Raw genomic sequence first — 26,673 nt, 5'->3', positions numbered from 1 at the left:
GGGCCGAGCCCGAGGCGGAGCGCTCGGGACGGCCGCGCCCCGCACCCTGCGGGGCGCCGGCTCCGGCGGCGGCGGGGGCCTGACCGTCACGGCCACCCCGACGGCGGCGCCCGGCGGGGGCGTGCTCGGTCGGGGCGCTCGCGTCGTGCGCACCGCCGCGACGGCTGCGGCCGCGTCCACCCCCAGCACCACCGGCCGCGCGGCCCGAGGACCGCTGGGTCGAGGGCGCGGCCACGGGGGCCGGCGTGACGTGCGCGGCGACCTCGCCCACCAGGGCGGTCAGCGCAGGCGACTGAGCGGTGACGGGCTGGGGGCGCGCGGTGATCTTCGCGAGGCGCTGCAGGGTCCGCACGTCCCCGGTCTGCTCGGGGAGCACCAGGGTGACGACGTCACCCCCCGAGCCGGCGCGGGCGGTGCGGCCCGAGCGGTGCAGGTAGGCCTTGTGCTCGGCCGGCGGGTCGACGTGCACGACGAGCTCGACGTCGTCGACGTGGATGCCGCGCGCGGCGATGTCGGTGGCGACGAGCACCCGCACCCCGCCGGTCGAGAAGGCCTCGAGGTTGCGCTCCCGGGCGTTCTGGCTCAGGTTGCCGTGCAGGTCCACGGCCGGGATCCCGGCGGCGGTGAGCTGCTTGGCGAGCTTCTTGGCCTGGTGCTTGGTCCGCATGAACAGCAGCCGGCGCCCGGTCCCGGAGGCGAGGGTCTCGACGACCTCGCGCTTGGTCTCGGGCCCGTCGACGGTGAAGACGTGGTGCGTCATCGCCGCCACCGGGGACTCGGCCGAGTCGACCGAGTGGGTGGTCGGGTTGTCGAGGAAGCGCTTGACCAGCTGGTCGACGCCGCGGTCCAGGGTGGCCGAGAACAGCAGGCGCTGGCCGCGCTGGGGGGTGGCGGACATGATCCGCTTGACCCCGGGCAGGAAGCCGAGGTCGGCCATGTGGTCGGCCTCGTCCAGGACCGTGATCTCGATCGTGTCGAGGTTCAGCACCTTCTGGCCCAGCAGGTCCTCGAGGCGACCCGGGCAGGCGACGACGACGTCGACCCCCGCCGCGAGCGCGACCTCCTGGCGGTGCTGGGAGACGCCGCCGAAGATCGTCGTCACGCGCAGCCCGGCGGCCTGGGCCAGGGGCTCGAGGGTCGCGGCGATCTGGGTCGCGAGCTCACGGGTGGGGGCCAGGACCAGGGCGCGGGGACGCCGCTTGCCCTGGACCGGCGTGGCCGCGAGACGGGTGACGATCGGGATGGAGAAGGCGAGGGTCTTGCCCGAGCCGGTGCGGCCGCGGCCGAGCACGTCACGCCCGGCGAGGGTGTCGGGCAGGCTCGCGGCCTGGATCGGGAAGGCCTCGGTGAGGCCGCGCTCGGCGAGCGAGCGGACGAGGACCTCGGGCACGCCGAGGGAGGAGAAGGAGGGCATGGGTGGTCGCCTTTCCGGCGGTGGATCTGGTCGGGGCTCGCGGCGGCTGACGCGGGCGTGGCCCGCCGGTGCTCCACGACGGAGGACGACGCAGGTCGCACAGTCCTCATCGCCTAGTGTGCCCTAGTCCGGGCTCGACGACGAATGCGGAGCTCGGGGCCCTCGTGCGCGACACTGGCCTCACAGTCGCCCGCCCGGTGCCGATAGGCACAGGGACAGGTGGTGACCGTCCCCCCGACGACGCCCGACCCCCGACGAGCGGAGAGAGCCGGATGCAGCACGTCCCGACCCTTCTCGTGCTCTCGCACAGCACCGGGGGCTACTACTTCGGGACCCTCCTGACCGGGGTGGCCCGCGAGCTCGCCGCCCGGGGCGGCAAGGCCGTCGTCATGCAGACCCTCGACGTGGGTCAGCACAGCGACCGGATCACCGAGCCCACGACCTTCACCCTGCCCGTGGCCTGGGACCGGGCCGACGCCGCGCTCTCGGTCACCTCGGCGGTCGACCCGACGTACCTGCGCAGGCTGCGCGAGGCCGGGATGCCTGTGGTCGTCGCGAGCGACCACGCCGGTGGCCTCGCCGTCCCGACCGCGATGCCCGACAACCACGGCGGCACCAGCGCGGCGGTCCGGCACCTGCTCGCCCACGGCCACCGGCGGGTCGGCTTCGTGGGGAACCTCAGCCAGCAGGACGCCCGCGAGCGCTACGCGGCCTTCCGCGAGACCCTCGTCGCCGCGGGTCTCCAGGTCGACCCCGCCCTGGTCTTCGACAGCACGGACAACGCCGAGACCGGGGGCGCGGAGGTCGCCGACCGGATCCTCGCCGCACCGGTCCGGCCGACCGGCCTCATGGTCGCGACCGACCGCTGCGCGGTGGGCCTGGTGGGCCGCCTGGCCGCCGCCGGGGTGACCGTGCCGGACGACATCGCCGTCGCGGCCTACGACAACATCGAGGGCGCGCCCTACGCCTCCCCGCCGCTCACCACGGTGGACCAGCCCTTCGACGAGGTGGGTGCCCTGGCGTCGAGCCTGGCCCTCGCCCAGGCCTCGGGGGCGCACGTGCCGGCCGTGCCGCACGTGGCCCCGGGCCGCTTCGTGGTGCGTGGCTCGTGCGGGTGCGCGGCGACGGCCGGGCCACCCGTGGCCGACCGGTCTCAGACCGCGCGTCGCCTCGTGCGGATGCTCTCGACGGGCAACCGCACCCGGGACGCGGGGCTCACCGCCGCGGTCGAGAAGCTCGTGGCCGAGGTCGAGACCCTGGCCGAGGCCCCCCTCACCGCCTACGAGATCGAGGGCCTGACCCGCTCGGTCCGGGCCGTGGCGCCGCGGCCGGCGGCCGTGCGGAGCCTGGCGCGGGTGCTGGTCGAGCACCTCGCGGCGACCACCCCGCAGGGGGCCGGGAGCTCGGTGTCGGCGACCCTGCGCAACCTGCAGGCGGAGGCCTTCCTGGCCCGGGCCAGCGCCGTCGAGCGCAAGCTCGCCGAGCAGTTCGGCCTCGACGCGGGCCTGCTCGGTGCGGTGGGCTCGGACCCGCGGGACCTGTCCTGGCTGGCGGGCACGCACATCTCGGGGGGTGTGCTCGCCCTCTGGGACGACGAGCGCCACGAGTCCCTCACGGTGGTCGGCTCGCACGACCCGGCCGGGGCCCTCGGCGACCTCGTCGGGACCACGACGACGGTCACCCAGTTCCCCCCGCCCTCGCTCGTGGCGACCAGCGACCCGGCGGACCGCACCATGTGCTTCGTGGTGCCGGTGCGCACCCGGGACAAGGCCTGGGGCCTGCTCGCCGTCGTCGCCGAGATCGACACCGACTCCGCGCAGGAGACCTTCCACCACTGGGCGGCCCTGCTCGCCTCGGCCCTGGACCAGTCGGACCTGCAGCGCAAGGTGCACACCAGCGAGCGCCGCTACGCCCTCGCGGCCAAGGCCGCCAACGACGGGCTGTGGGAGGTCGAGCTCGCCGGGGACACCGTCCACCTGTCCGACCGCTGCCGCGACCTGCTCGGCCAGCCGCAGGACCCGGCCGGGGTCGAGGCCTTCACGGCCCTGGCCCACCCCGAGGACCGCGACGCGCTGCACGACGCGGTGTCGACGGCGATGTCCCTGCGGGGCGCACCGGTCGAGCTCGAGTACCGCGTCCGGCAGGGGGACGGCAGCTACCGCTGGGTGCTGACCCGCTTCCTCGGCGAGGGGCCCGACGACGGGCCGGTCGAGCGGCTGGTCGGCTCCCTGGCAGACATCCACACCCGCAAGGAGCTCGAGGAGCAGCTGCGGCAGGGGGCCTTGTACGACCCGGTCACCGGGCTGCCGAACCGGCGGCTGTTCCTGGACCGCCTGAGCCTGGCCGTGGCGCGGCGCACCCGCCGCCCCGACGCAGGGTTCGCGGTCCTCTTCCTCGACCTCGACGGGTTCAAGCTCGTCAACGACTCCCTCGGTCACCTCGTCGGGGACGACCTGCTCTGCGAGGTCGCCCGACGGCTGACCGTGGAGCTCCGTGAGGTCGACACCGCGGCACGCTTCGGAGGCGACGAGTTCGCGATCCTGCTCTCGGACCCCGCCCCCGAGGAGGTCCTCGTCATCGCCGAGCGCATCCAGGAGCGGGTGGCGGCCCCGATCCTGCTGGGCGACCACGAGGTGTCGGTCTCCGCGAGCATCGGGATCACGACCTCCGAGCTCGAGTACGTCGACGCCGAGGACGTGCTGCGTGACTCCGACACCGCGATGTACCACGCCAAGGGGACCGAGCGGGGCACCGCGAGCGTGTTCGACCCCGAGATGCACACCGCGGCCTCCGGGCGGCTGCGCCTGCACAGCGACCTGCGCGCCGCGCTCGTCGAGCGGCAGTTCGTCGTGCACTACCAGCCGATCGTGGCCCTGGACGGCTCGGCCCTCGCGCACTTCGAGGCGCTGGTCCGGTGGGAGCACCCGAGCCGCGGTCTCCTGGGCCCGGGGGCCTTCCTGCCGGACATGGTCGACAGCTCGACGATCGTCGAGCTCGGCCGCTGGCTGATCGACGAGGTGTGCCGTCAGGTCGCGGCCTGGCGCAGCGAGTACGCAGGGGCGGTGACCGTCTCGGTCAACCTCTCGCACCGCGAGTTCTGGGCCCCGGACCTCGTCCAGACCGTGACCCGGGCCCTGGCCGAGCACGAGGTGCCCGCCGAGAGCCTCGTGCTCGAGATCACCGAGACGGTGATCATGCGGGACGAGGGCGCGGCCCTGCGGGTCATGGAGGAGCTGCACGCCACCGGGGTCCGGCTGCACATCGACGACTTCGGCACCGGCCACTCCTCCCTGAGCGCCCTGCGTGCCCTGCCGGTGGACGCCCTCAAGATCGACGGGTCCTTCGTCCGCGAGCTGACCGAGACGGACCGGACGGCCGACCTCGTCGAGGTGATCCTCTACATGGGCCGTGTGCTCGGCCTCGAGGTCATCGCCGAGCAGGTCGAGACCCTCGCGCAGGCCGAGCGCCTCACGACCATGGGCTGCGCGAACGCCCAGGGCTGGCTCTACGCCAAGGCCCTGCCCGCAGCCGAGGCCGGGGCGCTCCTGGGCAGCCCGCTGGCCCTGGCCGCTCAACTCGAGCCCAAGGATGTCGATGACCCGGTGAGGACCCCCTGACGGGTCCCAGCGTCGAGGAGGAACCATGGCAGCGCCGCCGACCGTGCTCGCCTTCGCGCGCAGCACGAGCGGCTTCTACTTCGGTGAGCTCCTCGCCGGGCTGAACGAGGAGCTGGCCGCGGCCGGGGCACGCCTCGTGGTGGTCCAGACCCTCGACCCGGGGGACACCGCCGACGTCGTCGAGCGGATCCCGACCTTCGACATCCCCGTGGCCCGGGACATGCTCGCGGGGGTCGTCGCGGTCTCGATCTCGGCCAACGCCGAGCACCTGCGAGCCCTGGCCGCCACGGGCCTGCCGGTGGTCCTGGCGAGCCACCGCGTCGCGGGGATGGACGTCCCCGTGGCCCTGCCGGACAACCAGGGCGGGACCGCCGCCGCCGTCGAGCACCTGCTCGCCCACGGTCACCGCCGGGTGGGATTCGTCGGCGGCACGGTCCAGGAGGACCTCCGCGAACGTCACCGCGCCTTCGTCGCCACCCTCGCGCAGCACGGCCTGAACCCCGTCCCGGCCCACGTGGTCGACCCCGGTGACCACGACGAGCAGAGCGGGTACCAGGCCGGCATGGAGGTCGCTGCCCTGCCCGCGCCCGAGCGCCCGACCGCCCTCATGGTCGCGACGGACCGTACGGCCCTGGGCGTGCTCGACGCCCTCGCCGACAGCGGCCTGCACGTGCCCGAGGACGTCGCCGTCATCGGCTTCGACAACATCGAGGCCGGGGTGTTCGCGGTGCCGAGCCTCTCGAGCGTGAGCCAGCGCTTCGACGCCGTGGGAGCCCTCGCGGGACGCCTGCTCCTGGGCGCGATGGGAGGCCGTCCCGCTCGGGCGGGCCCCGCCGTCCCCGACCGCGCGGTGGTCGTCGCGCGGGGCTCGTGCGGCTGCATGGGCGACCTGCTGGGCACGAGCCGGCCGAGCTCGGTGCGCACCGACCCCGTGCCCACGGCGGACCTGCGCGCCCACATGGTCCGGGTGCTGAGCAGCGCCCCCGACCGTCCGCCCAGCGACACGGCTCTCGAGGCCGTGGACCGGCTGCTCGGGCCCGAGGGCACGGCCGACCCCGCCCAGCTCCGCGCCCTGGTCCACTCCCTGCGCGCCCTCCGCGCCCGTCCCGACGCGCTGCACCGCACGGCCAACGCCCTCATCGAGCACCTGCACCGCACCACCTCCCCCGCCGACCCCGTCCGGCACGCAGCCGCGGGCACCGTGGCGAGCGCCCTGTGGCAGGTCCAGTCCGCGGCCTACCTGCGCCGGTCCCGCGAGCAGGAGCGTCTGCTCACCGAGCAGTTCCAGGTGGCAGCAGGTCTGCTCGACTCGGCCGTCGGCGACCCCCGTGACCTGTCCTGGCTCGCGGGCACCCACGTGCGCGCCGGGGCGCTGGCCGTGTGGGAGGACGACGACCGCACCACGGTGCGCGTCACGGGGACCTTCGGCCTCGACGTCGAGGACCTCGCCGACGTCGTGCCGGTCACGGCCTTCCCTCCCACGGCCCTGGTGGACCAGGTACGACCCGACCGGCGCGAGGCCTGCTTCGTCGTGCCGGTGCGCACCCTCGAGCGGGACTGGGGCCTGCTCGCCGTCGTCGGGGAGATCGACACGACCTCGTCCCGCGACACGTACCACTACTGGGGTCAGCTGCTGTGCTCGGCCTTCGAGGCCGAGGCCCTCGAGCACGCCGTCCGGGCGAGCGAGGAGCGCTACGCCCTCGCGAGCCGGGCCGCGAACGACGGCCTGTGGGAGCTCGAGCTCGGCGCGGGGGCCGTGCACCTGTCCGACCGGGGCCGAGAGCTGCTGGGCCTGTCCCCCGAGGACGACCTCGACACGACCTGGGTGGCGCGCATCCATCCCGAGGACGTCTCCCTGGTCCACGACATCGGCCGCGACGCCGTGCGAGGCCGCGGCACCCCGGTCGAGGGCGAGTTCCGCGTGGTGCACCCGGACGGGTCGACGCGGTGGCTGCTGGTGCGGTGCCTGGGCGTGCCGAACACCGAGGACTGGGTGATCCGCCTCGTGGGGTCCCTCGCCGACATCCAGGCGCGCAAGGAGCTCGAGGAGAAGCTCCGCCAGGGCGCCCTGTACGACACGGTCACGGGCCTGCCCAACCGGCGGCTGTTCCTCGACCGTCTCGCGGTGGCCCTCGAACGACCGACCCGCGGGGACCGTGGCTTCGCCGTGGTGTTCCTCGACCTCGACGGCTTCAAGCTCGTCAACGACTCCCTCGGGCACCTCCTGGGGGACGAGCTGCTCAAGGTCGTGGCCCAGCGCCTGCGGGACGAGCTCCGCACGGTCGACACGGCCGCCCGGTTCGGCGGGGACGAGTTCGCCGTCCTGCTGACGGCTCCGAGCCCCGAGGAGGTGCTCGTCGTCGCGCGGCGGATCCAGGAGCGGATCAGCGCCCCCGTGCAGCTGGGCGAGCACGAGGTGCAGGTCACCGCGAGCGTGGGGATCACCACCTCCCAGGTGGGCTACCGGGACGCCGAGGACGTGCTGCGCGACGCCGACACCGCGATGTACCACGCCAAGGGGACCGAACGTGGCACCGCGAGCGTCTTCGACCCCGAGATGCACACCCGGGCCACCGGACGCCTGCGGACCCGGGGGGAGCTGCGCCGAGCCCTGGCCGAGGGGCAGTTCGTGGTGCACTACCAGCCCGTGGTCGCCCTCGACGGGCGGGGACTCACCCACCTCGAGGCCCTGGTGCGCTGGGACCACCCCGAGCGCGGGCTGCTCATGCCGGGCGCCTTCCTGGCCGCCATGGAGGAGAACACCAGCGTGGTGACCCTGGGACGGTGGCTGCTCGACGAGGTGTGCCGTCAGCTCGCCGTCTGGAGGTCGGCGCACCCGCACGCCTCCGAGGTCACCGTCTCGATCAACCTCTCGCACCGGGAGTTCTGGTCGGCCGACCTGGTGCCGGCCCTCGAGGCGGCCCTGGCGACCCACGGCGTCCCCGGGGAGTGCCTCGTCCTGGAGATCACCGAGCGGGTGGTGATGACCGACGCCGACGCGGCGAGCACGATCATGGGTGCGCTGCGGGCGACCGGGGTGGGGCTGCACATCGACGACTTCGGGACGGGGCAGTCCTCGTTGCACGCCCTGCGCACCCTGCCGGTGGACGCCCTGAAGATCGACGGCAGCTTCATCGACGAGATCACGACGGCCGGACGCGCGGCCGAGCTCGTCGAGATCATCCTGCACATGGGCCGCGTGCTGGGCGTGGGAGTCATCGCCGAGCAGGTCGAGACCTCGGCCCAGGCGGCGCGGCTGCGGGAGATGGGGTGCACCGACGCGCAGGGCTGGCTCTACGCGAGCGCCCTGCCCGGGGAGCAGATCGGGCCGCTGCTCGGCTCCCACCTGCCCGAGCTCACCGGCACGGGTCCGCAGGAGGGCATCCAGCCGGTCGCCTGAGGACTCCGCACCTCCACCGTGCCGCGGCGTGGCACCGATCCGCAGCCCGGCCTGAGAGCATGACCGGGTGCTCGCCGAGATCTGGGACCGCATCCTCACCACGCAACCGCTGCCCAGCACGGGGGCGGTGCTCGCGACCGCTGCCGTCGCGCTGGCCCTCGTCCTGGTCCCGGGGCTGTGGCCGCTCACGCGGCACGCGGTGACGGTCGCCCACGAGGGTGGCCACGCGATCGCCGCAGTGCTCACCGGCCGACGGCTCACCGGCATCCGGCTGCACTCGGACACCTCGGGGCTCACCGTCTCCCGCGGGCGTCCGCGCGGGCCGGGCATGGTCCTGACCCTGCTGGCCGGCTACACCGCTCCGGCGCTGATCGGCCTCGGTGCCGCCGCGATGCTCTCGCGCGGGCTCGCGGTCGCGCTGCTGTGGGCCGTGCTGGTGCTCCTGGCCCTGCTGCTGCTGCAGATCCGCAACCTGTTCGGCCTGTGGGTGGTCCTGGTGTGCGGGGTGGGTGTCTTCGCGGTCACCTGGTGGGCCGAGCCTCGGCTGCAGTCCGCGGTGGCCTACGCCCTGACGTTCTTCCTGCTGCTCGCGGCCCCGCGCACCGTCCTCGAGCTCGCGGTCTCCCGTCGGCGCGGCCGGGCGCGCGGCTCCGACGCCGACCAGCTCGCCGGGCTGACCCGGGTGCCAGGGGCCCTGTGGGTCCTGGTCTTCGCCGTCGTCACGCTCGGGTCCCTGGCCCTGGGCGTGGCCTGGCTGCTGCCCGAGGTGCTCGACCGCGTCGGCACCTGACCCGCGAGGGGCCTCCCCCGAGGCGTGGGGGACCTAGGGCCCTGGCCGCCGCACGACCCGAGGTGGAGCGTGGGCCTCATGACGGTCCTCGTGGTCTTCGAGTCGATGTACGGCAGCACCCAGGCGGTGGCCCGCGCGGTGGCCGAGGGGCTGCGCCGTGGTGACGGGTCCGGCACGGTCCGGGTCGAGGAGGTCGGAGCCCTCCGTGCCCGAGGCGGCGAGCTGCCCCCCGACCTGCGCCTCCTGGTGGTCGGCGGGCCGACCCACGCCTTCGGCATGAGCCGTGCCGAGACACGGGCGGACGCGCTCCAGGAGGCGCCCGAGGGGACCGTCGTCTCGGCCTCGGGCATCCGCGACTGGCTCGCCGGGCTCACCCTGCCCGCCGAGCTCCCGGTCGCTGCCTTCGGCACCAAGGTGGTGCACCCGCCGCTGCCGGGCTCGGCCGCGAAGGGCATCGAGAAGGCTCTGCGGCGGCAGGGCGGGCGACCCGTGGTCAAGGCGCGCAGCTTCGGCGTGCACGGCAAGTCCGACGGCCTCGCCGAGGGCGAGCTCGAGGCCGCCGCGGCGTGGGGCGAGGGCCTGGCCCGCGCGGTCGCGCACGCCTGAGACCCGCGGGCTCGCCCTCAGTCCCCCGTGGCGGCGTCGAGAAGTCGGGTGACCGAGGAGGTCAGCCCCCAGGTCTGGGCCAGCTCGACCAGCCGGTCGGGGTGCGCGGGGGCGAGCGGGAGGGCGTCGTCGTGCTCGGCCACGGGCGCGTCCAGGGCGACCTGCACGACCCCGGGGGCTACCGCGAGGTACTCGCGCGCCTCCGTCAGACGTCGGCGCTGGGCGGGGGTGAAGGCTGGGTCCTGGGCGTCGAGGGCCGCCAGCACGCCGTCGAGGGAGCCGTACCGGTGCAGCAGCGCGACGGCGGTCTTCTCGCCGATCCCCGCGACCCCCGGCAGCCCGTCGCTGCTGTCCCCGCGCAGGGTGGCCATGTCCGCGTAGGCGGCCCCGGTGGGCACCCCGTACCGCTCGGCGAGCCGGGCCTGGTCGACGACGTCGAGGTCGGTGATGCCGCGGGCCGTGTAGAGGACCCGCACGCGAGCCTCGTCGTCGACGAGCTGGAACAGGTCCCGGTCCCCTGTCACGACCTCGACGGGTCGCGGGTCCTGCCGCGCGGTCTCGCGGGCGGTGAGGGTGCCGATCACGTCGTCGGCCTCGTAGCCGGGGGACCCGGCGCGGGCCACCCCCAGGGCCTCGAGCACCTCGACGATCAGGGGGATCTGCGCGCTGAGGGCCTCGGGGACCTCCTCGCCGCCGTCGGCCGCCAGGCGGTGCTCCTTGTAGGTCGGGATGGCCTCGACGCGGAAGGCGGGGCGCCAGTCGTCGTCCCAGCAGGCCACCAACCCGGCAGGACGACGGGCCGTGATCAGGCGGGCGGTCATGTCGAGCAGGCCGCGCACCGCGTTGACCGGGGTGCCGTCCGGGGCACGGACCGAGTCCGGCACCCCGAAGAAGGCCCGGAAGTACAGCGAGGCGGTGTCGAGCAGCAGGAGCGAGCCACCGGCGGTCATGCGGTCACCGTACGGGAGGCGGTGGGTGCGGGTCAGCCCTGCACGTGCGCGGGCCGACCTGTGGACTGCTCGATCTGGGACTCGGCGGCGTCCACCAACCGGTCCGCGAGCCGGCGCAGCGCCCGGGCGACGGCGATCTCGTCCCCGATCGCCGGGGCCTCCGGGTCGTCCGGGTTGCGGGTCGCGTGCCCGTCCTCGCCCACGGCGGTCACCGTCGGGGGCGCCCCGCCGGTCAGGACGGCGTGCGCCGTCGTCCGGCCGCCGTCGCGCTGGATGGTCACCTGGACCGACCACGCCGTGAGGGCCGCCGGGGGTGTCGAGGCCTGCACGACGTCGTCGGGGTCGTAGTGCTCGACGTGGGTGTCGGGGCCGGGGAAGACGAGGGTCCGCTCCCCCGTGTCCGACCACTCCACGAGGTAGGGCGGGGAGCCGTCCGGATGCCGTAGCTCCAGGACCCTGCCATCACGCACCGGCCCGTCCACCACGCTCGAGGCCGTCACCAACCGGTCACCCACGGACGCCTTCATCGCCGTTCCTCTCCTCCAGGCCACCCCTCCCCATCATGCTCCCGCCGACGCCCCCCGGGAACCCACCCCCTGACCACTCCCCGCCCCACTCCCCTCCCCCCATCCGTCGAGTGGTCACTCCTTGTCGCCACCACCGCGTGGACAGCGACAAGGAGTGACCACTCGACGGGCGGAGGCGGGAGGGCGGGGCGTGCGGGGAGGGCGGGGGGCGGGGCGAGCGCGGGGGGCGGCGGGGCGGGGGCTGGGGGCGCTCTTCACCCGGGTGAGGGGAGCGGTTCACCCGGGGAGACCCAGGCGACGGGGGCGGGGCACGGCTACGGTGGAGGTCTCGGGCCCTCGAGCAGGACGTCGTCGGGCCACCTCGGGCGTGGGGGCGGCCGGTCATCGGAGGGAGCGGTGTGAGCGCAACCACGGTCGCGCAGCCGCACGAGCACGCTCGCACCGCGTCCACGTACCGCCACGAGGCGCTCCTGTGGGACCACCTGGACGCCTTCCTCGCACTGGCCGTGCCGTTCGTGCAGGAGGCCGTCACCGCCGGCCAGCCCGTGCTGCTGGCCCTGACCGACACCCTGTGGTTGCCCCTCCGCGAGGAGCTCGGCACGGCGGCGGACCTCACCCTGCACGTGGACATGACCGAGCTGGGTGGCAACCCCGGGCGGATCATCCCGGCGTGGCTGGACTTCGTGCGACGTCACGGCACCCCCGGGGTCGAGCTGCGTGGGATCGGCGAGCCGATCTGGGTCGGCCGTCGTCCGGTGGAGGTCAGCGAGGGCCAGCTCCACGAGGCCCTGCTGAACGCGGCCCTCACCCCGTCCACCCCGCTCTGGCTGCTGTGCCCGTACGACGCCTCGAGGCTCGACCCCGAGGTCCTCGCCGAGGCACGCCGGTCCCACCCCACCGTGGGCGACGGCGTCGAGGCGACCGCGAGCTCCGTCTACGCGGGTGAGACCCACCCCTGGACGTTGAGCGAGCAGCCGCTGCCCCCGCCCCGCGGACCCGTCGAGCACACGACCTTCCACCACGGGGGCCTGGCCGAGATCCGGCGCATGGTCGCCCGGCACGCGACGTCCGCCGGGCTCGAGGGACGCCGCATCGAGGACCTCGTCCTCGCCGTCAACGAGCTCGCCGCGAACAGCGTCGACCACGGTCCGGGCCACGGCGAGGTCCTGGCCTGGCGCGAGGACGGGGCCCTCATGATCGAGGTCCGGGACACGGGCAGGCTCGCGAGCCTCCTCGCCGGCCGGGTCACCCCCGAGCCGGGCCAGCTGCGGGGACGTGGCCTGTGGCTCGTGCACCACCTCTCGGACCTCGTCCAGATCCGGACGGGCCCGGGCGGCACCGCCGTCCGCGTCCACAGCTGGCTCTGAGCGCCGCAGCAGCCTGGCTCCGAGGCGCGGGGAGGGCCGGTGGTGCGACTCCGGGCGCCGGCGCGGACGAGGGCCCCGACCTCAGAGGTTCGCGTCCCGGGGGCGCGACGGAGGGTCGTCGTCGGTGCCGCCGCTGCCGGGTGCGCCCCCCTCGGACGCACGGCCGCCGGACCCGCGACTCCCGGGCGCACCGCCACCGGGCTCCGCTCCCCCACGTGCGGGGGTGGTCCCCTCAGGACTGGAGGGGCTCCCCTCCCGCAACCGGCGCTCACGGTCGCGAAGGGTCGCCTCCCACTGGCTGAGCATCTCCTCGTGCTCGGCGTCACGGTGGCCGAGGCCCGTGAGGAACTCCGGGTCGTCGTCGGGGCCCCGGGGCGGGCGCGGACGCTCGTACTCGGGGAAGCCTGCCGTGCGCGTCGCGGGCCACGGGACGTTCGAGGCGGCCTCGCGCTCGGGCCGACCGGCGACCAGCCACGCGACCGGCCCGATCACCGGCACGAGGATGATGAGGAGCACCCACAACGTCTTGGGCAGGTTCCGCACGCGCGAGGAGTCCGTCTGGATGCACTCGATCAAGCAGTACACCAGCAGCGCCAGCTGGATCACGACTGCCAGGCCTCGGATCACTTCCGCCCCCTCAGACGACGTTCGCGCACCGGCGCTCGAGGCCGGGCCGAGCACAACCTAGGGCACCCGACCCCCTCAGCGGGAGGGGGTACCTGATCATCGTCGCCAGGCCGACGCAGACGGGCCCCCTCCCCGCGCCGCCAGCGTCACCCGAACGGACGACGGCGCGTCCTGGCGGGCCGTGTCAGACCCCGGGGTTAGCGTCGCCCCATGACCAGGACCAGCATCCACACCCACGTCTGCGTCTTCTTCGACGACGGCGCGCACGAGCCCGTCTGCTGCTGCGGCGTCCGTGCCGTGCAGGTGCTCGACGAGCACGGCCTCGAGCTCCTCGTCACGCCCCTGCTCGACGACGAGGACCTGACCCCTGCCGAGCGTTTGCGCGAGCTCGCCGTCTCCGCCTGATCCTCCGGCCGTAGCCCCCTGATCGGGCGGTGAGGATCGACCTTCACGAGCCTCACCCATCACGGCCGACACCCCGCCGCGACCTGCGGCGTCACTAGATCGGTCTCCGCATCGACCCCGCGCTTAGCGCTCCGGGAGCACGGGCTCGGCTTCCCAAGCGCGTCGGTCCCCGTTATCGTGATGCGAAGTATGCCTCCCGAGAAGAAGAATTCCGACGGCCCTGACCACACCGACTCGACCGAGATTCTGATCTCCGTCCCCGAGATGGCGGACGGCGCATCGATGTGGCGAATCGCTCGCGATTCCGGTTCGCTCGACCTCAATTCTTCTTACGCCTACCTGCTGTTCTGCCGGGACTTCTCCCGCACCTGTCGGCTGGCGACCGTCGACGGGGAACCCGCGGGTTTCGTCCTCGGGTACCGACGTCCCGACCGCCCCGACTGCCTGTTCGTGTGGCAGGTAGCGGTCGACGCCAACCACCGCGGCGCAGGGATCTCGAGCCGCCTGCTGGACGACCTCGTCACGAGTGAGCTCGAGCCTCCCGTCCGGACCGTCGAGACGACGATCACGGACGACAACGCCGCGTCGCAGGCACTCTTCGCGGCCTTCGCCCGGCGCTGGGGCGCCGAGCTCAGCACGTCGACCTTCATCACGGCCGAGCACTTCCCCGACGGCCACGACGGCGAGCCGCTGTACGAGATCGGCCCGCTCGACCTCGGCGCGCCGCGCGCCGCCACCGCGCGCTGACGCGCGCCCCCGCTCTCCCGCCGCCCATCTGAACCGAGGTGAAGCATGTCCATCTTCAGCGAGCTCGAGTCCGAGGTACGCAGCTACTCCCGCAACTGGCCCGTCGTCTTCGACCGTGCCCAGGGAAGCTGGATGTACGACGAGGACGGCAAGGCCTACCTCGACTTCTTCGCGGGTGCCGGCGCCCTCAACTACGGGCACAACAACCCGCAGCTGAAGAAGGCGCTCATCGACTACCTGAGCGAGGACCGCGTGGTCCACTCGCTCGACATGTTCACGACTGCGCGGCGTGACTTCCTCGAGACGCTGCAGTCGCACATCCTCGAGCCGCGCGAGCTCGACTACAAGGTCATCTTCCCCGGACCTGGCGGCACCAACGCGGTCGAGGCGGCCCTCAAGCTGGCGCGCAAGGTCACCGGCCGCGAGTCGGTCATCAACTTCACCAACGCCTTCCACGGCATGACCCTCGGCGCCCTGTCGGTCACCGGCAACTCGATGAAGCGCGGCGGCGCCGGCATCCCCCTCGTGCACGCGACGCCCATGCCGTACGACGACTACTTCGCCGGTGAGTACCCCGACTTCCTGTACTTCGAGCGGCTCCTGAACGACCTCGGCAGCGGCCTCAACGAGCCCGCCGCCGTCATCGTCGAGGCGGTGCAGGGCGAGGGCGGCATCAACGCCGCGCGCGCCGACTGGCTGCGTGGGCTGGCCAAGCTCTGCAAGGAGCACGGCATCCTGCTGATCCTCGACGACATCCAGATGGGCTGCGGCCGCACCGGAGACTTCTTCAGCTTCGAGGAGGCCGGCATCGTCCCCGACATCGTCTGCCTGTCGAAGTCGATCAGCGGCTACGGCCTGCCCATGGCCCTGACCCTGGTGCGCAAGGAGCTCGACATCTGGGAGCCGGGCGAGCACAACGGCACCTTCCGCGGGATCAGCCCCGCCTTCGTCACCGCGGCCGAGGCCATGCGCATCTACTGGAGCGACGACGCCCTCGCGCAGTCCACCAAGGCCAAGGGCGAGCTCGTCGGGAGCCGTTTCACCGCACTCGTCAACGCTTACCCCGAGGCCAAGCTGACCGCCAAGGGGCGCGGCCTGGCCCGCGGCCTGCAGTTCGCGAGCGGCGACCTCGCGGGCAAGGTCTGCGCCGAGGCCTTCAGCCGGGGGATGCTCATGGAGACCTCCGGTCCCGACGGGGAGGTCATGAAGATCCTGCCCGCGCTGACCATCACCACCGCCGAGCTCGAGCAGGGCCTGGCGATCATCGACGAGTCCGTCGCCGCCGTCCTGTCCTCGCACTGATCCCCGGGAGACCACCTCATGTTCGTTCGCTACATCGACCAGATCGACGGCACCGACGCTGACATCCAGCAGGAGAACTGGCGCAGCAAGCGCATCGTGCTGGCCAAGGACCGGGTCGGCTTCTCGGTGCACGAGACCACGCTCTACGCGGGCACGGTGAACCAGTTCTGGTACGCCAACCACATCGAGGCCGTGTTCATCGTCGAGGGCGAGGGCGAGATCACCGACCTCGGCACCGGCGAGACCCACGAGCTGCGTCCGGGCGCGATCTACGTGCTCAACGAGCACGACAAGCACGAGGTGCGCCCGCGCACCGAGATCCGCACGGTCTGCGTGTTCAACCCGCCGGTCACGGGCCGCGAGGTCCACGACGAGAACGGCGTGTACCCGCTCATCACCGAGCCCGAGCCGACCGCCTGACCGGTCCCCCGCCCCGACGAGGCCCGTCCCGCCTGCACCAGGCGGGGCGGGCCTCGTCGTCGTCGGGCCCTACGCTCCTGCCGTGCGTGCAGAGTCCGTGAGTCCCAGCGCGAGCGCCTCCGAGCTCGACGACCTGATGCGGCAGGGGTGGCCGAGCCTCGAGACGGTCGACGTCGACGGGTGGCTGGTGCGCCGGAGCCACGGGGTGACCCGACGGGCGAACTCGACCTTCCCCCGTACAGCTCCCCAGGACCTGCCCGCCGCGCTCGACCAGGTCGAGGCCCACTACCGGGCCGCTGGGCTGGCCACGTGCTTCCACATCAGCGAGGCGGCCCAGCCACCGAGCCTGGACGGCGTCCTCGCGGCCCGCGGCTACACGCTCGAGGCCCCCACCCTCGTGATGACGGCCCCGACCGGTGCGCTGCTCTCCGGCGCCACCCACGCCCCGCACGACGTGCAGACCGCCGAGGCCCCTGACGGCGCGTGGACGGACCTGTGGTGGGCCGTCGACGGGCGAGGCGACGCCCAGGCCCGTGAGGTCGCGCTCCGGATCATCCGGTCGGGCCCCGCTCTCTACGCCAGCGTCGCTGGCCCGCACGGGGCGCTCGCGGTGGGGCGCCTGGCCCTCGCGGGCTCATGGGCGGGGCTGTCCTGCCTCGCGGTCGACCCGGCGTCCCGCGACGCGGGTCTGGGCAGCGCCGTGGTCCACGCCCTCGCCCGGGCGGGGCAGGCCCGGGGCACCTCGGCGTTGTGGTTGCAGGTGGTCGAGACCAACACCGCAGCCCGCCGCCTGTACGAGCGCCACGGGTTCCGCGCGGCGGGGCGCTACCACTACCGCACGCGGCCTGCCCCGACGGAGGTGGACGGGCCCTGACGGGGTCGCGCCGCCCCCGCGCACCGCAGGCTCAGGCCTGGTCCGTGCCTCGTCCGGTGGCGACAGCCGGCAACCCGCGCACGATGAGGACCCCCGGGTCCACCCCCGCGCCGGTCAGTGCCGCGAGATCACGCGAGAGGCGATGCGCTGCGGTGATCCCCTGCTCGCCGCCCTCGAGCTGGAAGGCAGTGCCACCGGGGCGCACGTCCTCGGCGACGACGAGGAAGTCGGTGCCGTCCACCCAGAGCGTCACCGCACTGGTGCCGTGGGGCTCCCAGCCCCAGTCCGCGAGCTCCGCGGTGGTGACGGCGTCGAGGTCCCCCTCGAGCAGCGCGTAGGACTGCAGCGCGGTGGCCAGGTTGCGCAGGCTCGCCTGGGTGACGGCGTCGTACGCCGGCGCGAAGACCGCAGCAGGAGCGCTCACGAGGTCGGTGTGCACCACCGTGCCGACCCCCACCGCCAGGGCGAGGCCAAGCACCGCCGTTCGTCCCCGCATCGCGCCTCCCAGACCGAGTGGGACAAATCTGGCATATCGGACAGGGAAGTGCGAGCCCGGGCGCGCCACCGCCAGGCTCAGGGCCTCCGAGATCCGGCGCGGACCGGCCCGAGCCCGGCCCGGGGAGCCTCGGCGATGACCTAGGCCCTAGGGCCCCCGTTCGCCACCCGGCGCAGATGTAACGCAGAATTCACCCGCAGGGGATGCGCCGAACGCGTCCAGTACGCAGACTCAAGACACGAAGCACGTCGAGACACAGGGGGTGGCACCATGAACGAAGCCAAGGAGCAGGCCATGCGCGAGGTCCGCGAGGAGAGCGTGGCGCAGGTCTACAGCTACTCCTCGGTGAGCAACCCGCGGCGCGTCCGCGTCTGATCCGTCGGGGACGAGCCCTCGTCGGGCTGCTGCCGCGAGGGCTCTGCCCGACCGGCACCGACCCGCAGATCACGCCCAGGGCCGGGATCGTCCGCTGACGGTCCCGGCCCTGTCGCGCGTGGTGAGCGCAGCAGCATGGCCGCCGGTGTGGCACGGTTGAGCCGTGCCCACCGACCGGCTCCCACGGCGATGGCAGGGTGTGCGACTGACCGCGCCCGACGACGCGCCCTCGCCCGCCTCCGCCCTCGCGGACAGCGAGCAGCCGCACCCGTGGTTCCTCACTGCCCTGCAGCGCGGCAACCGCCACACGCGGCTGCGCACCTGGAGCGAGGGCAACGACGTCCGCCCCCTGGTCCACGGTCGCCCCTACTTCAGGGCCCTGGCTGCCGCCGTCGAGGAGATGCGCTCGGGGGACCTGCTCCTCTACGCCGGCTGGCGGGTCGACCCCGATGAGATCGTCGCCGACGACGGCACGACGATCTCCCGCCTCGTGGCGCGGGCAGCGCGGCGCGGGGTCGACGTCCGAGGCCTGATCTGGCGCTCGCAGATGGACCGGCTGCGGTTCGCCCGGCGGCAGAACCGCCGCTTCGCTGAGCTGGTCAACGCCGTGGGCGGTCAGATCCTGCTGGACCAACGGGTGCGTCCCTTCGGCAGTCATCACCAGAAGTTCTTCGTGCTGCGCCACCCCGGCCGCCCCGAGCTGGACAGGGTCTTCCTCGGGGGGATCGACGTCGCGCACAGCCGTGGCGACGACGCCAGCCATCACGGCGACGCCCAGCACGTGCCGTTCAACAGGTGGTACGGGGGCAAGCCCTCATGGCACGACGTGCAGATCACGGCCCAGGGCCCTGCGGTGCGCGACGTCGAGGAGTGCTTCCGCGAGCGCTGGGAGGACCCTGCGTCCCTGTCGCGCCGCCCGGGTCACCTGGTCCGCCACCTGCTGGACCGCCCCCGCGTCCGCCCCACCCCGCTCCCCGAGCCGCTGCCTGCGCCCGAGCCCCGGGGGACGGCCGCCGTCCAGCTGCTGCGCACGTACCCTCAGCGCCGCCCCGGCTACCCGTTCGCTCCCCAGGGTGAGCGCAGCGTGGCACGGGGCTACGCCAAGGCCCTGCGCCGGGCCCGGAGGCTCGTGTACCTCGAGGACCAGTACATGTGGTCGACCGACGTCGCCGAGGTCTTCGCCGAGGCGCTGCGGCGCCAGCCCAGGCTGCAGCTCGTCGTCGTCGTGCCGCGGTTCCCGGACCACGAGGTCGACGCCCCCTTCCCGGTCGCGCTGCACGCGCACACCCAGGCCCTGGACGTGGTGCGGGCTGCCGGCGGGGACCGGGTGCACATCCTGGACGTCGAGATCGACACGGGCCGCCCGGTGTACGTGCACTCGAAGGTGTGCGTGGTCGACGACGTGTGGGCGAGCGTGGGCAGCGACAACTTCAACAGACGCTCGTGGACCCATGACTCCGAGCTCACCGCGGCCGTGGTCGACGGCGCCCAGGACCCGCGCGAGCCCCGCGACCCGGGCGGCCTCGGGGACGGTGCGCGGGTCTTCGCCCGAGGGCTGCGCCTCGAGCTGTGGCGCGAGCACCTGGACCTGCCGGACGACACGGGGCTCGTGGATCCCGACGAGGCCGTCCAGACCCTGCTCAGCAGCGTCACGGCCCTCGACGCCTGGTACGCAGGGGGCTGCGAGGGCCCTCGGCCACGGGGCCGCCTGCGCACCCACATCATGACGACGCCGACCGCCCGGCAGCGCCGCACGGCCTTCCTCGCGTACCGCGCCTTCGTCGACCCGGACGGGCGGCCACCGCAGATGAAGGTCCGCGGCCACCACTGACGGTCAGAGACCCAGGACGGCCTGCGCGACGACGAAGTAGACGATCAGCCCGGTGGCGTCCACCAGGGTCGTGATGAACGGCGCGCTGACCACGGCCGGGTCGACCCCGACCTTCTTGGCGACCATGGGGATGACCGCGCCGGCCGTCGTCGCGAGGGTGCACACGATGACCAGGGCGAGGGCGAGCACCAGGGCGATGTCACCCCCGACGAGGAAGGTCACCGGGACGGCCGCCACCGCCGCGAGCGCCGTCCCGAGGAGGGCGCCGGTGACGAGCTCGCGCCACACCACCCGGGGCAGGTCCCGGAACCGCACGTCCCCCAGGGCCATGGCCCGCACCACGGTCGTCACGGCCTGGGCCCCGGTGTTGCCGCCGGTGCCGATGAGCAGCGGGATGAACAGCGCGAGGGTGACCACCTCGGCGAGGGTGTCCTCGAAGTGCTCGAGGACGTTGACGGTGAGGGCCGCGGCGGCGATGAGCACGAACAACCACAGGATCCGGCTGCGCACGAGGTCCAGCACCCGGGTCGCCAGGTAGGGGCGACGCAGGGGCTCCGAGGCTCCGGTCCGGGCGAAGTCCTCGCTCTCCTCGTGCTCGAGGATGCGCATCGCGTCGTCGACCGTGAACAGGCCCAGGAGGCGCTGCTCCCCGTCGACGACCGGGACGGCCAAGGTGCCGTGGTCACGTACCGAGCGCGCCGCGACCTCCTGGTCCTCGGTGGCCCGCACCACGATCGGGTCGGACATCACCTCCCGGAGCGGGACCTGCGGGTCGGTGACGAACAGGCGGCGCAGGGACACCACCCCGACCACCTCACGGCCGGCAGCCACGACGGGAAGCGTGTAGATCATCTCCGCGTCGGCCTCGTGGGCGCGGACGTGGTCGAGGGCCGCTCCGACGCTCAGGTGGACCGGGAGGTGCACCGCCTGCGGGGTCATCCGTCGGCCGGCGGAGTCTGGCGGGTAGCCGAGCAGCGAGGTGGTCATCTCTCGCTCGTGCGGGGACAGCGCCGCGAGCAAGGTCGAGGCCACCGAGGCGGGGAGCTCGTCCAGGAGGGTCGCACGGTCGTCAGGGTCCAGGCCCGAGATCAGCTCGGCGACCGTCTCCTGACGCATGGCGTCGAGCAGCTCGCCCTGCAGCTCGGCGTCGAGGTCCTCGAAGACCGCGAGAGCGAGGTCCTTGGGCAGCGCACGGAAGGCGATCGCACGGGACACCGCGTCCAGGCGTTCGAGCTCGTCCACGATGGTCGGCACGTCCTCGAGGACGAGCAGGTCGCGCAGGGCCCGGAGGTCCCCGGCTCGGACGGCGGCGAGCAGGTCGTCCATGGGCGAGCACCTCCAGGGTCGTCGGGCACGGCAACGATCAGGGCGAAGCGGTTCGCGCGGCCCGTACCGCCCCGGGACATCCTGCCCGAGGCGAGGCCACCCCGCTCACCCTCCCGAGGAGCGCGCCTCCGTGCCCTGCGGCCTCGCCTCCGCCACGGCCTCGTCCCGTTCTGCCGCGACGTCCTGGCGCAGCGCCTTGATCAGCGATACCACCATCATCAAGATCACCACCGCGAAGGGCAGCGCCGCGACGATCGCCACCGCCCTGAGCGCCTCGAGCCCTCCGCTCAGCAGCAGGACCGCGGCGGTCGCCGAGATCAGCCCGCCCCACACGAGCCGGACGAGCTTGCTCGGCACCATCGACCCCCGCGAGGACAGGACGCCCAGCACGTAGCTCGCGGAGTCCGCCGAGGTGACGAAGAAGATCACGATGAGCAGCAGTCCGAGCAGGCTCAGGACGAGCCCCCCGGGCAGGCTCTGCAGCGTGAGGAAGAGGGCGAGCTCCTCGCTCTCCTGCGTAGGGCCGGCGATGTCCGCGATCCCCCTGGTCTGCAGGTCCAGCGCCGTCCCGCCGATGACCACGAACCACAGCGCACCGAGCACGGCAGGGACGAGCAGCACGCCGAGCACGAACTCCTGGACGGTCCGCCCCCGCGAGACCCGCGCGATGAACATCCCCACGTAGGGGGCCCAGGCGATCACCCAGGCCCAGAAGAAGATCGTCCACTCGCCGTGCCAGGCGCCGTCCGAGTACGGCGCGAGGGACAGGCTCAGGTCGAAGTAGTCGCTCACGTAGGTGCCGACCGAGGTGGTGAAGCTCTCCAGGAGGAAGGACGTCGGGCCGAGGACGAGCACCGCGCTGAGCAGGACGATCGCGACCCCGAGATTCGTCATGCTCAAGTAGCGGATCCCCTTGTCCACCCCGGACAAGGAGGAGATGACGAACAGGCCCGTCACCACGGCGATGACGACCATCTGCGTCACGACCGTGTTGGGCACCGGGAAGATCTCCGACATCCCACCGCTGACCTGCAACGCGCTCAGGCCGAAGGTGGTCGCGACACCGACCGCCGTCGCACCGGTCGCCACGATGTTGATGACCTTCCCGGTCGGGCCCTCGACCCGCTCGCCGAGCAGGGGGCTCAAGGAGTGGCTGATCAGGCCGGGCTTTCCCTTGCGGTACTTGAAGTACGCCAGGGCGAGGCCGACGATCGCATAGACGCCCCACGGCTGCAGGGCCCAGTGGAAGACGCTGTACGTCAGGGCCGCCCGCGCCGCCTCGTCGGTCTCCGCCTCGATCCCCGGCGGCGGGTCGACGTAGTGCAGGATCGGCTCGGCGGCCCCCCAGAAGACCAGCCCCACCCCCATCCGGGCGGCGAAGAGCAGACCGAGCCAGGTGAAGAACGAGTAGTCCGGCCCCCGGCCCTTCTTGCTCAGTCGGATGTGCTTGTACGGGCCCAACCCCAGGAAGAAGCAGGCGAGGACGAAGAGCGTCGTCGCGAGCATGTAGAACCACCCGAAGGTCTGGTTGACCCACGCGAGCGCTGCGCCCGAGACGGTGCTGAGGCGCTCCGGCGCGACGGCACCCGTGGTGACCAGAGCGACGACGAGGCCGACCGAGACGTAGAAGACGGTGCCGGAGGTGCGCTTCTGGATCGTGCCGGTCCTTCCGAGCTGCTCGCGGTGCCGGTCCGGTGGGGCAGGCGGTCAGCGGCGCGGACCGAGAGGGCCTCCGGACGGCGGTACCCGGTCCACGCTAGGGGCGGACGGAGTACGGCGCGCGTCGGCCCGGGAGACCTCAGCCGCGGGGGGCGACGCGCTGGGTCGGGACGCACCCGCCGAGCTCGACCACGCGGATGACGTTCTCGGCGTCGTCGACCTCGAGCACGCTCGCGTGCACGATGCGCTCACGGCCCGTGGTGCCCAGCCGTTGCGCGAGCTCGCCGACAGCCGCGACGGCGGCCGGGAGGGTGGGCCGACGCAGGCGCAGCGGCGCGTGACCGGTGTGGCCGTCGGTGGCGGTCTCGACGGTGGTGATGAACGGCACGAGCCCCTCCCGGACCTCAGGGCGCGACCCGAGCACGGTGCCCAGGACCGGGTTCGCCCCGGTGCGCTGCGTACCTCTTCATCGACGCGGGCACCCCGGACCTGAGGGGATCGCCGGGGCCACTACGCTTCCCCTGATCGGCGCGGCAGGGCAGGCACGCGCCCCGGGTGAACGAGGTCGGCGTGACGCACCACCCGCTTCCGACCTCCCGACCGGCCCCCCGACCCGCCCCCGGGACGCCGAACCGCCGTCGGGTCCTCGCGCTCGCCGTCGTGGTCAGCGCGGTGGTGCACCTGATGCTCGGCGGCGTGGTGGTCTTCGCCCTCCAGGACCACGACGCCTGGACCGCACCTCCCGCGCCGCAGGCCCGCCCTGCCGCCGTGACCGACACGGACCTCGCACCGCTCTATGCGGCCCTCAACGAGGCCCTCGCCGACCAGGATCGCGAGGCCTTCATGAGTCACGTGATCGGCGCCGCCGTCGATCCCCTGACCCTGTGGTGGGACAACATGGACGCGCTCGGCTGGACCACGGCCGCGATCTCCCCCGCCGACGACGAGGCCCTGAGCACCACGGCCACCGGGGGCGAGATCGCCGTCGTCCTGGGGTCTGACCTGGGCTACGCGCAGACCCTGACGGGCGAAGGACGGCGCGCGGGGGGCGGGGACCTCCTGACCCTCGGTTCGTTGTACGTGGCCGCCGTCGACATCACCGCCGCCGGGCCCGTGATCAGCTGGTGGAGCCCGTGGGGCGAGCCCCGACCGTGGGACGAGGAGCTGCTCAGCGTCGCGAAGGAGGAAGGGATCGTCGTCGCCGGGCTCCCCGGGGAGGAGGACCTGCTCGCCGAGGTCGCCCGGGTCGGCGCCCCGATGTCGACCTGGGTCCGTGACGACTACGCGGCGACGCACGGTCGCGAGGCGCCGCTCGACGGGTTCGTCGTCTTCGCCACCGAGGACGAGGACCCCTTCATGCGGTGGTTCTCGGGGGTCGAGGGCGAGACCCTCGCGTGGGACCCGACAGGCTTCGCCTTCGCAGGCTTCCTCCCCCAGGGGAACACCCCAGGGCTCGATCCCGAGCTCGCGACCGGCGTGCTCCCCACCGGCGGCCTGGTGGCGATCGGCCCGCTGGCGGTGGAGACCGAGGAGCTCGACCTCGTGCTCGTCCACGAGTTCGCCCACGTTCTGCAGTTCGTCGACAACCCCACGTGGTCGACCTCGCCGCCGCTCGTCACCGTCGAGGGATGGGCGACCTACCAGGAGCTCGCCTTCCTGACCGGAGGTTCCTACCCGACCTCGGGGCCGTACGCGGTGTACCTGGCCGAGTGCACCGCGGGCGAGCCCCCGACCATCCCGACCGACGACGACCTGACCGGTGAGGACGCCGGCTGCGCGTACTCCATCGCCTCGACGATCTTCGCCTTCGCCGAGACCCAGGGGATCGCACCGGTCGAGCTCGCCGACGTCGGCACCTTCCACGGCCTCACCCCCTTCGGCGCCGCGCAGCGCCTCGGCACTCCCCTCTCGGGCGAGGCCTGGTCGGCGTGGTTCGCCGAGACCTACCGCTGATCGTCGCCGCGATCACCCGTCCGGCCGTAGCGCGCACGAGAGTCCGTGCGCATTCCCCCTCACCCGTCGTCGGGACCACTACGCTTCCGTCGATCGGCGCGGCAGGGCAGGGTGCGCGCCCCGGGTGAACGAGGTCGGCGTGACGCACCATCCCCCTGCAGCCCCTCGAGCGGAGGAGGCCTCACCGAACCGCCGCCGGGTCCTGGTGCTCGCCATCGTCATCAGCACGGTGCTGCACCTGGTGCTCGCTGGCGGGGCGGTGCTCGCCCTGTCGGTCAGCGACGCCCTGCCCGCACCCCCCGCAGCACAGCAGCGTCCCGCGACCGCGACCGCGACCGCGACCGCGACCAGCGGCGAGCTCGACCTCGCCCCGCTCTACGTCACGCTCAACGAGGCCCTCGCCGCCCAGGACCGCGAGGCCTTCATGAGCCACGTCACCGGCACCGCCGTCGAGCCCTTGACGCTGTGGTGGGACAACATGGACGCGCTCGGCTGGACCACGGCCGTGATCTCCCCGGCCGATGACGTCGAGGACGTGCGCGCCGACGCCGACGGGGGTGAGATCGTCGTTGTCCTCGGCGCCGACATGGGCTACGCGCAGACCATGGTCGGCGAGGAACGGCCCGTCGCCGGAGGGCCGCTCCTCACCTTCGGCTCGATCTACGTCGCCGAGGTGGACGTCACCCCCGCGGGGCCGGTGATCAGCGGGTGGGTTCCGGGCAGGGAGGCGCGGCCCTGGGACGAGGGTCCCTTGGTCGTCGCCGCCGGCGACGGCATCGTCGCAGCGGGGCTGCCCGGGGAGGAGGACCTCGTCGCCGAGATCGCCCGGGTCGGCGCTCCGGTCTCCGCATGGGCCCGCGACGACTACGCCGTGCGGCACGGTCACGAGGCACCGCTCGACGGCTTCGTCGTGTTCGCGACGAGTGACGATGAGTCCTTCGTACAGTGGCTCAACGGAGCTGCCGACGAGACCTTCACCTGGGCCTCTCGGGGCTTCACCCTCGCCGGGTATCTCCCGGGTCGAGGAGCCCCTGAGCTAGCACCCGAGTTCGCGACCAGCGCCCTCCCGACCGGGGCACATGTGGTGCTCGGCCCGTTCGCCACCGCAGACGACGTCCTCGACCTGGTGCTCGTGCACGAGTTCACCCACGTGCTGCAGTTCATCGACACTCCACCTCGCACCGCGTCGCCGTCCCGCCTCACGATCGACGGGTGGGCCAGGGCCCAGGAGATCGCCTACCTGAGCGGTGGTGCTGAGGTAGGCGAGCTGACCTCCAGCCCATGGGCCGCGTACCTGGCCGAGTGCGCCGGCGGCGTCGCGCCCACCATCCCGACCGACGACGCCCTGTTCGACGACGACGCCGGCTGCCTCCACTCCATCGCCGCGACGATCTTCCACTTCGCCGAGATCAGCGGGATCGACCCGGTCGAGCTCGCCGCGGTGAGCCTCGACGACGGCGTCACCCCCTTCGGCGCCGCGCAGCGCCTCGGCACTCCCCTCTCGGGCGAGGCCTGGTCGGCGTGGTTCGCCGAGACCTACCTCTGATCGACCGCGGGGCCGCAGGCGTCGAGCTGCCGGAGCAGCCAGCCCGCCCCCTGCACCTGCGCCCCCTCGGCCACGACCCGGCCCTGGAGCTCACGGTCGGAGGTGACGACGAGGACGTCCTGGCCTGCTCGCTCGCGCACCTGCTCGACGATGCACCCGTCCCCGTCGCGCTCGGCCCGCACGACCGTCAGGCCCGGGCCGCACTCGTCCCGCGCCCCCCGGGCCTGGCCCTCGAGGACGACGACGACCTGGTTAGGCCCGTCGCCCGCGAGCGCCGGGTGGCCGGAGCGCGTTGCGTGGTCAGCGAGCGCGACGAGCAGACGCTCGGCGGCCCCCACCCGGTCCCGCCACCAGCCGTCGGGCCGCGAGCCGACGACGTTCGCCGCGTCGACGATCAGGACCGTGCCTGCCATGCGTGACCTCCCGTGCCGTGACGTGTGG

The 26,673-nt window shown here is 73.4% G+C and carries 22 protein-coding genes; 13 read left to right on the top strand and 9 right to left on the bottom strand.

Annotation, left to right across the window (positions count from 1 at the left end; all coding sequences use genetic code 11):
- The coding region (locus J4G33_RS15515) for a DEAD/DEAH box helicase (RefSeq protein ID WP_208056888.1) at window positions 1-1,414 on the bottom strand (1,414 nt) is incomplete at its 3' end.
- A 272-nt stretch (window positions 1,415-1,686) separates the two neighbouring features.
- Between J4G33_RS15515 and J4G33_RS15510 the strand changes: the two genes are divergently transcribed.
- The 4 genes from J4G33_RS15510 to J4G33_RS15495 all read left to right on the top strand — a co-directional run bounded on the left by J4G33_RS15510 (window position 1,687) and on the right by J4G33_RS15495 (window position 9,827).
- Window positions 1,687-5,031, top strand: a complete 3,345-nt coding sequence (locus tag J4G33_RS15510) for an EAL domain-containing protein (protein WP_208056887.1) — start codon at window positions 1,687-1,689, stop codon at window positions 5,029-5,031.
- A 25-nt stretch (window positions 5,032-5,056) separates the two neighbouring features.
- A complete protein-coding gene (locus tag J4G33_RS15505; protein ID WP_208056886.1) occupies window positions 5,057-8,431 on the top strand; it encodes an EAL domain-containing protein in 3,375 nt (1,124 codons plus the stop codon).
- 67 nt (window positions 8,432-8,498) lie between these two features.
- A complete protein-coding gene (locus J4G33_RS15500; protein WP_208056885.1) occupies window positions 8,499-9,221 on the top strand; it encodes a M50 family metallopeptidase in 723 nt (240 codons plus the stop codon).
- A gap of 78 nt (window positions 9,222-9,299) precedes the next feature.
- Window positions 9,300-9,827, top strand: coding sequence for a flavodoxin family protein (locus J4G33_RS15495; protein ID WP_208056884.1), 528 nt, complete (start codon window positions 9,300-9,302; stop codon window positions 9,825-9,827).
- A gap of 17 nt (window positions 9,828-9,844) precedes the next feature.
- Here the strand turns inward: J4G33_RS15495 and J4G33_RS15490 are convergent, their stop codons facing one another.
- Complete coding sequence (locus J4G33_RS15490) at window positions 9,845-10,777, bottom strand: 5'-3' exonuclease (RefSeq protein WP_208056883.1); 933 nt, start codon at window positions 10,775-10,777, stop codon at window positions 9,845-9,847.
- Between the two features lie 32 nt (window positions 10,778-10,809).
- The gene (locus tag J4G33_RS15485) at window positions 10,810-11,304 is read right to left on the bottom strand and encodes a dsRBD fold-containing protein (protein ID WP_208056882.1); all 495 of its coding nucleotides are present in this window, start codon (window positions 11,302-11,304) and stop codon (window positions 10,810-10,812) included.
- A gap of 398 nt (window positions 11,305-11,702) precedes the next feature.
- Between J4G33_RS15485 and J4G33_RS17670 the strand changes: the two genes are divergently transcribed.
- The gene (locus J4G33_RS17670) at window positions 11,703-12,671 is read left to right on the top strand and encodes an anti-sigma factor RsbA family regulatory protein (protein WP_208056881.1); all 969 of its coding nucleotides are present in this window, start codon (window positions 11,703-11,705) and stop codon (window positions 12,669-12,671) included.
- A gap of 81 nt (window positions 12,672-12,752) precedes the next feature.
- On the opposite strand, the gene J4G33_RS15475 is transcribed toward J4G33_RS17670, so the two are convergent.
- On the bottom strand, window positions 12,753-13,298 hold the full coding sequence (locus J4G33_RS15475; RefSeq protein ID WP_208056880.1) for a PLD nuclease N-terminal domain-containing protein: 546 nt from the start codon (window positions 13,296-13,298) through the stop codon (window positions 12,753-12,755).
- A 210-nt stretch (window positions 13,299-13,508) separates the two neighbouring features.
- On the opposite strand from J4G33_RS15475, the gene J4G33_RS15470 reads away from it, so the two are divergent.
- The 5 genes from J4G33_RS15470 (at window position 13,509) to J4G33_RS17885 (ending at window position 17,046) form a co-directional block, all read left to right on the top strand.
- On the top strand, window positions 13,509-13,703 hold the full coding sequence (locus J4G33_RS15470; protein ID WP_208056879.1) for a hypothetical protein: 195 nt from the start codon (window positions 13,509-13,511) through the stop codon (window positions 13,701-13,703).
- 180 nt (window positions 13,704-13,883) lie between these two features.
- Complete coding sequence (ectA, locus tag J4G33_RS15465) at window positions 13,884-14,450, top strand: diaminobutyrate acetyltransferase (RefSeq protein WP_372435071.1); 567 nt, start codon at window positions 13,884-13,886, stop codon at window positions 14,448-14,450.
- A 45-nt stretch (window positions 14,451-14,495) separates the two neighbouring features.
- The gene (gene ectB / locus J4G33_RS15460; RefSeq protein WP_208056878.1) at window positions 14,496-15,752 is read left to right on the top strand and encodes a diaminobutyrate--2-oxoglutarate transaminase; all 1,257 of its coding nucleotides are present in this window, start codon (window positions 14,496-14,498) and stop codon (window positions 15,750-15,752) included.
- Between the two features lie 18 nt (window positions 15,753-15,770).
- Window positions 15,771-16,172 carry an ectoine synthase gene (locus tag J4G33_RS15455; protein ID WP_208056877.1) on the top strand — a complete coding sequence of 134 codons (402 nt, stop codon included), beginning with the start codon at window positions 15,771-15,773 and terminating at the stop codon, window positions 16,170-16,172.
- An 82-nt stretch (window positions 16,173-16,254) separates the two neighbouring features.
- The gene (locus tag J4G33_RS17885; RefSeq protein ID WP_208056876.1) at window positions 16,255-17,046 is read left to right on the top strand and encodes a GNAT family N-acetyltransferase; all 792 of its coding nucleotides are present in this window, start codon (window positions 16,255-16,257) and stop codon (window positions 17,044-17,046) included.
- A gap of 31 nt (window positions 17,047-17,077) precedes the next feature.
- On the opposite strand, the gene J4G33_RS15445 is transcribed toward J4G33_RS17885, so the two are convergent.
- Window positions 17,078-17,542, bottom strand: coding sequence for a hypothetical protein (locus J4G33_RS15445; protein WP_208056875.1), 465 nt, complete (start codon window positions 17,540-17,542; stop codon window positions 17,078-17,080).
- 538 nt (window positions 17,543-18,080) lie between these two features.
- On the opposite strand from J4G33_RS15445, the gene J4G33_RS15440 reads away from it, so the two are divergent.
- Complete coding sequence (locus tag J4G33_RS15440; RefSeq protein WP_307793949.1) at window positions 18,081-19,748, top strand: phospholipase D family protein; 1,668 nt, start codon at window positions 18,081-18,083, stop codon at window positions 19,746-19,748.
- 3 nt (window positions 19,749-19,751) lie between these two features.
- Here J4G33_RS15440 and mgtE read toward each other — a convergent pair whose 3' ends face one another.
- From mgtE to J4G33_RS15425, 3 genes are all read right to left on the bottom strand, one after another.
- Window positions 19,752-21,074, bottom strand: a complete 1,323-nt coding sequence (gene mgtE / locus J4G33_RS15435; protein ID WP_208056874.1) for a magnesium transporter — start codon at window positions 21,072-21,074, stop codon at window positions 19,752-19,754.
- A gap of 105 nt (window positions 21,075-21,179) precedes the next feature.
- Window positions 21,180-22,730, bottom strand: coding sequence for a BCCT family transporter (locus tag J4G33_RS15430; protein WP_208056905.1), 1,551 nt, complete (start codon window positions 22,728-22,730; stop codon window positions 21,180-21,182).
- A 142-nt stretch (window positions 22,731-22,872) separates the two neighbouring features.
- Window positions 22,873-23,121, bottom strand: a complete 249-nt coding sequence (locus tag J4G33_RS15425) for a hypothetical protein (protein ID WP_208056873.1) — start codon at window positions 23,119-23,121, stop codon at window positions 22,873-22,875.
- Window positions 23,122-23,303: 182 nt separating this feature from the next.
- Here J4G33_RS15425 and J4G33_RS15420 point away from each other — a divergent pair, with 182 nt between their 5' ends.
- On the top strand, window positions 23,304-24,686 hold the full coding sequence (locus J4G33_RS15420; RefSeq protein ID WP_208056872.1) for a hypothetical protein: 1,383 nt from the start codon (window positions 23,304-23,306) through the stop codon (window positions 24,684-24,686).
- A gap of 139 nt (window positions 24,687-24,825) precedes the next feature.
- Window positions 24,826-26,232: a hypothetical protein gene (locus J4G33_RS15415; RefSeq protein ID WP_208056871.1), complete on the top strand. Its 1,407-nt coding sequence runs from the start codon at window positions 24,826-24,828 to the stop codon at window positions 26,230-26,232.
- On the opposite strand, the gene J4G33_RS15410 is transcribed toward J4G33_RS15415, so the two are convergent.
- Entirely contained in the window at window positions 26,223-26,645 is a 423-nt protein-coding gene (locus J4G33_RS15410; protein ID WP_208056870.1) for an NYN domain-containing protein, read from the bottom strand. The two genes, J4G33_RS15415 and J4G33_RS15410, sit on opposite strands and share 10 nt — an antisense overlap.
- Window positions 26,646-26,673: the final 28 nt, after the last annotated feature.

The organism is Actinotalea soli (genome assembly GCF_017565425.1).
GTDB lineage: Bacteria > Actinomycetota > Actinomycetes > Actinomycetales > Cellulomonadaceae > Actinotalea > Actinotalea soli.
Note: the sequence above shows the minus strand (reverse complement) of the source record. Positions and strands in the feature narration are given on the sequence as shown.

Excerpts from the sequence above, each read along its gene's own strand:
- ectB (WP_208056878.1), top strand. The coding sequence starts at position 14,496 with ATGTCCATCTTCAGCGAGCTCGAGTCCGAGGTACGCAGCTACTCCCGC.
- J4G33_RS15490 (WP_208056883.1), bottom strand. The coding sequence starts at position 10,777 with ATGACCGCCGGTGGCTCGCTCCTGCTGCTCGACACCGCCTCGCTGTAC.
- J4G33_RS15510 (WP_208056887.1), top strand. The coding sequence starts at position 1,687 with ATGCAGCACGTCCCGACCCTTCTCGTGCTCTCGCACAGCACCGGGGGC.
- J4G33_RS15495 (WP_208056884.1), top strand. The coding sequence starts at position 9,300 with ATGACGGTCCTCGTGGTCTTCGAGTCGATGTACGGCAGCACCCAGGCG.
- mgtE (WP_208056874.1), bottom strand. The coding sequence starts at position 21,074 with ATGGACGACCTGCTCGCCGCCGTCCGAGCCGGGGACCTCCGGGCCCTG.
- J4G33_RS15455 (WP_208056877.1), top strand. The coding sequence starts at position 15,771 with ATGTTCGTTCGCTACATCGACCAGATCGACGGCACCGACGCTGACATC.
- J4G33_RS15485 (WP_208056882.1), bottom strand. The coding sequence starts at position 11,304 with ATGAAGGCGTCCGTGGGTGACCGGTTGGTGACGGCCTCGAGCGTGGTG.
- J4G33_RS15470 (WP_208056879.1), top strand. The coding sequence starts at position 13,509 with ATGACCAGGACCAGCATCCACACCCACGTCTGCGTCTTCTTCGACGAC.
- ectA (WP_372435071.1), top strand. The coding sequence starts at position 13,884 with ATGCGAAGTATGCCTCCCGAGAAGAAGAATTCCGACGGCCCTGACCAC.
- J4G33_RS15410 (WP_208056870.1), bottom strand. The coding sequence starts at position 26,645 with ATGGCAGGCACGGTCCTGATCGTCGACGCGGCGAACGTCGTCGGCTCG.
- J4G33_RS15505 (WP_208056886.1), top strand. The coding sequence starts at position 5,057 with ATGGCAGCGCCGCCGACCGTGCTCGCCTTCGCGCGCAGCACGAGCGGC.
- J4G33_RS15445 (WP_208056875.1), bottom strand. The coding sequence starts at position 17,542 with ATGCGGGGACGAACGGCGGTGCTTGGCCTCGCCCTGGCGGTGGGGGTC.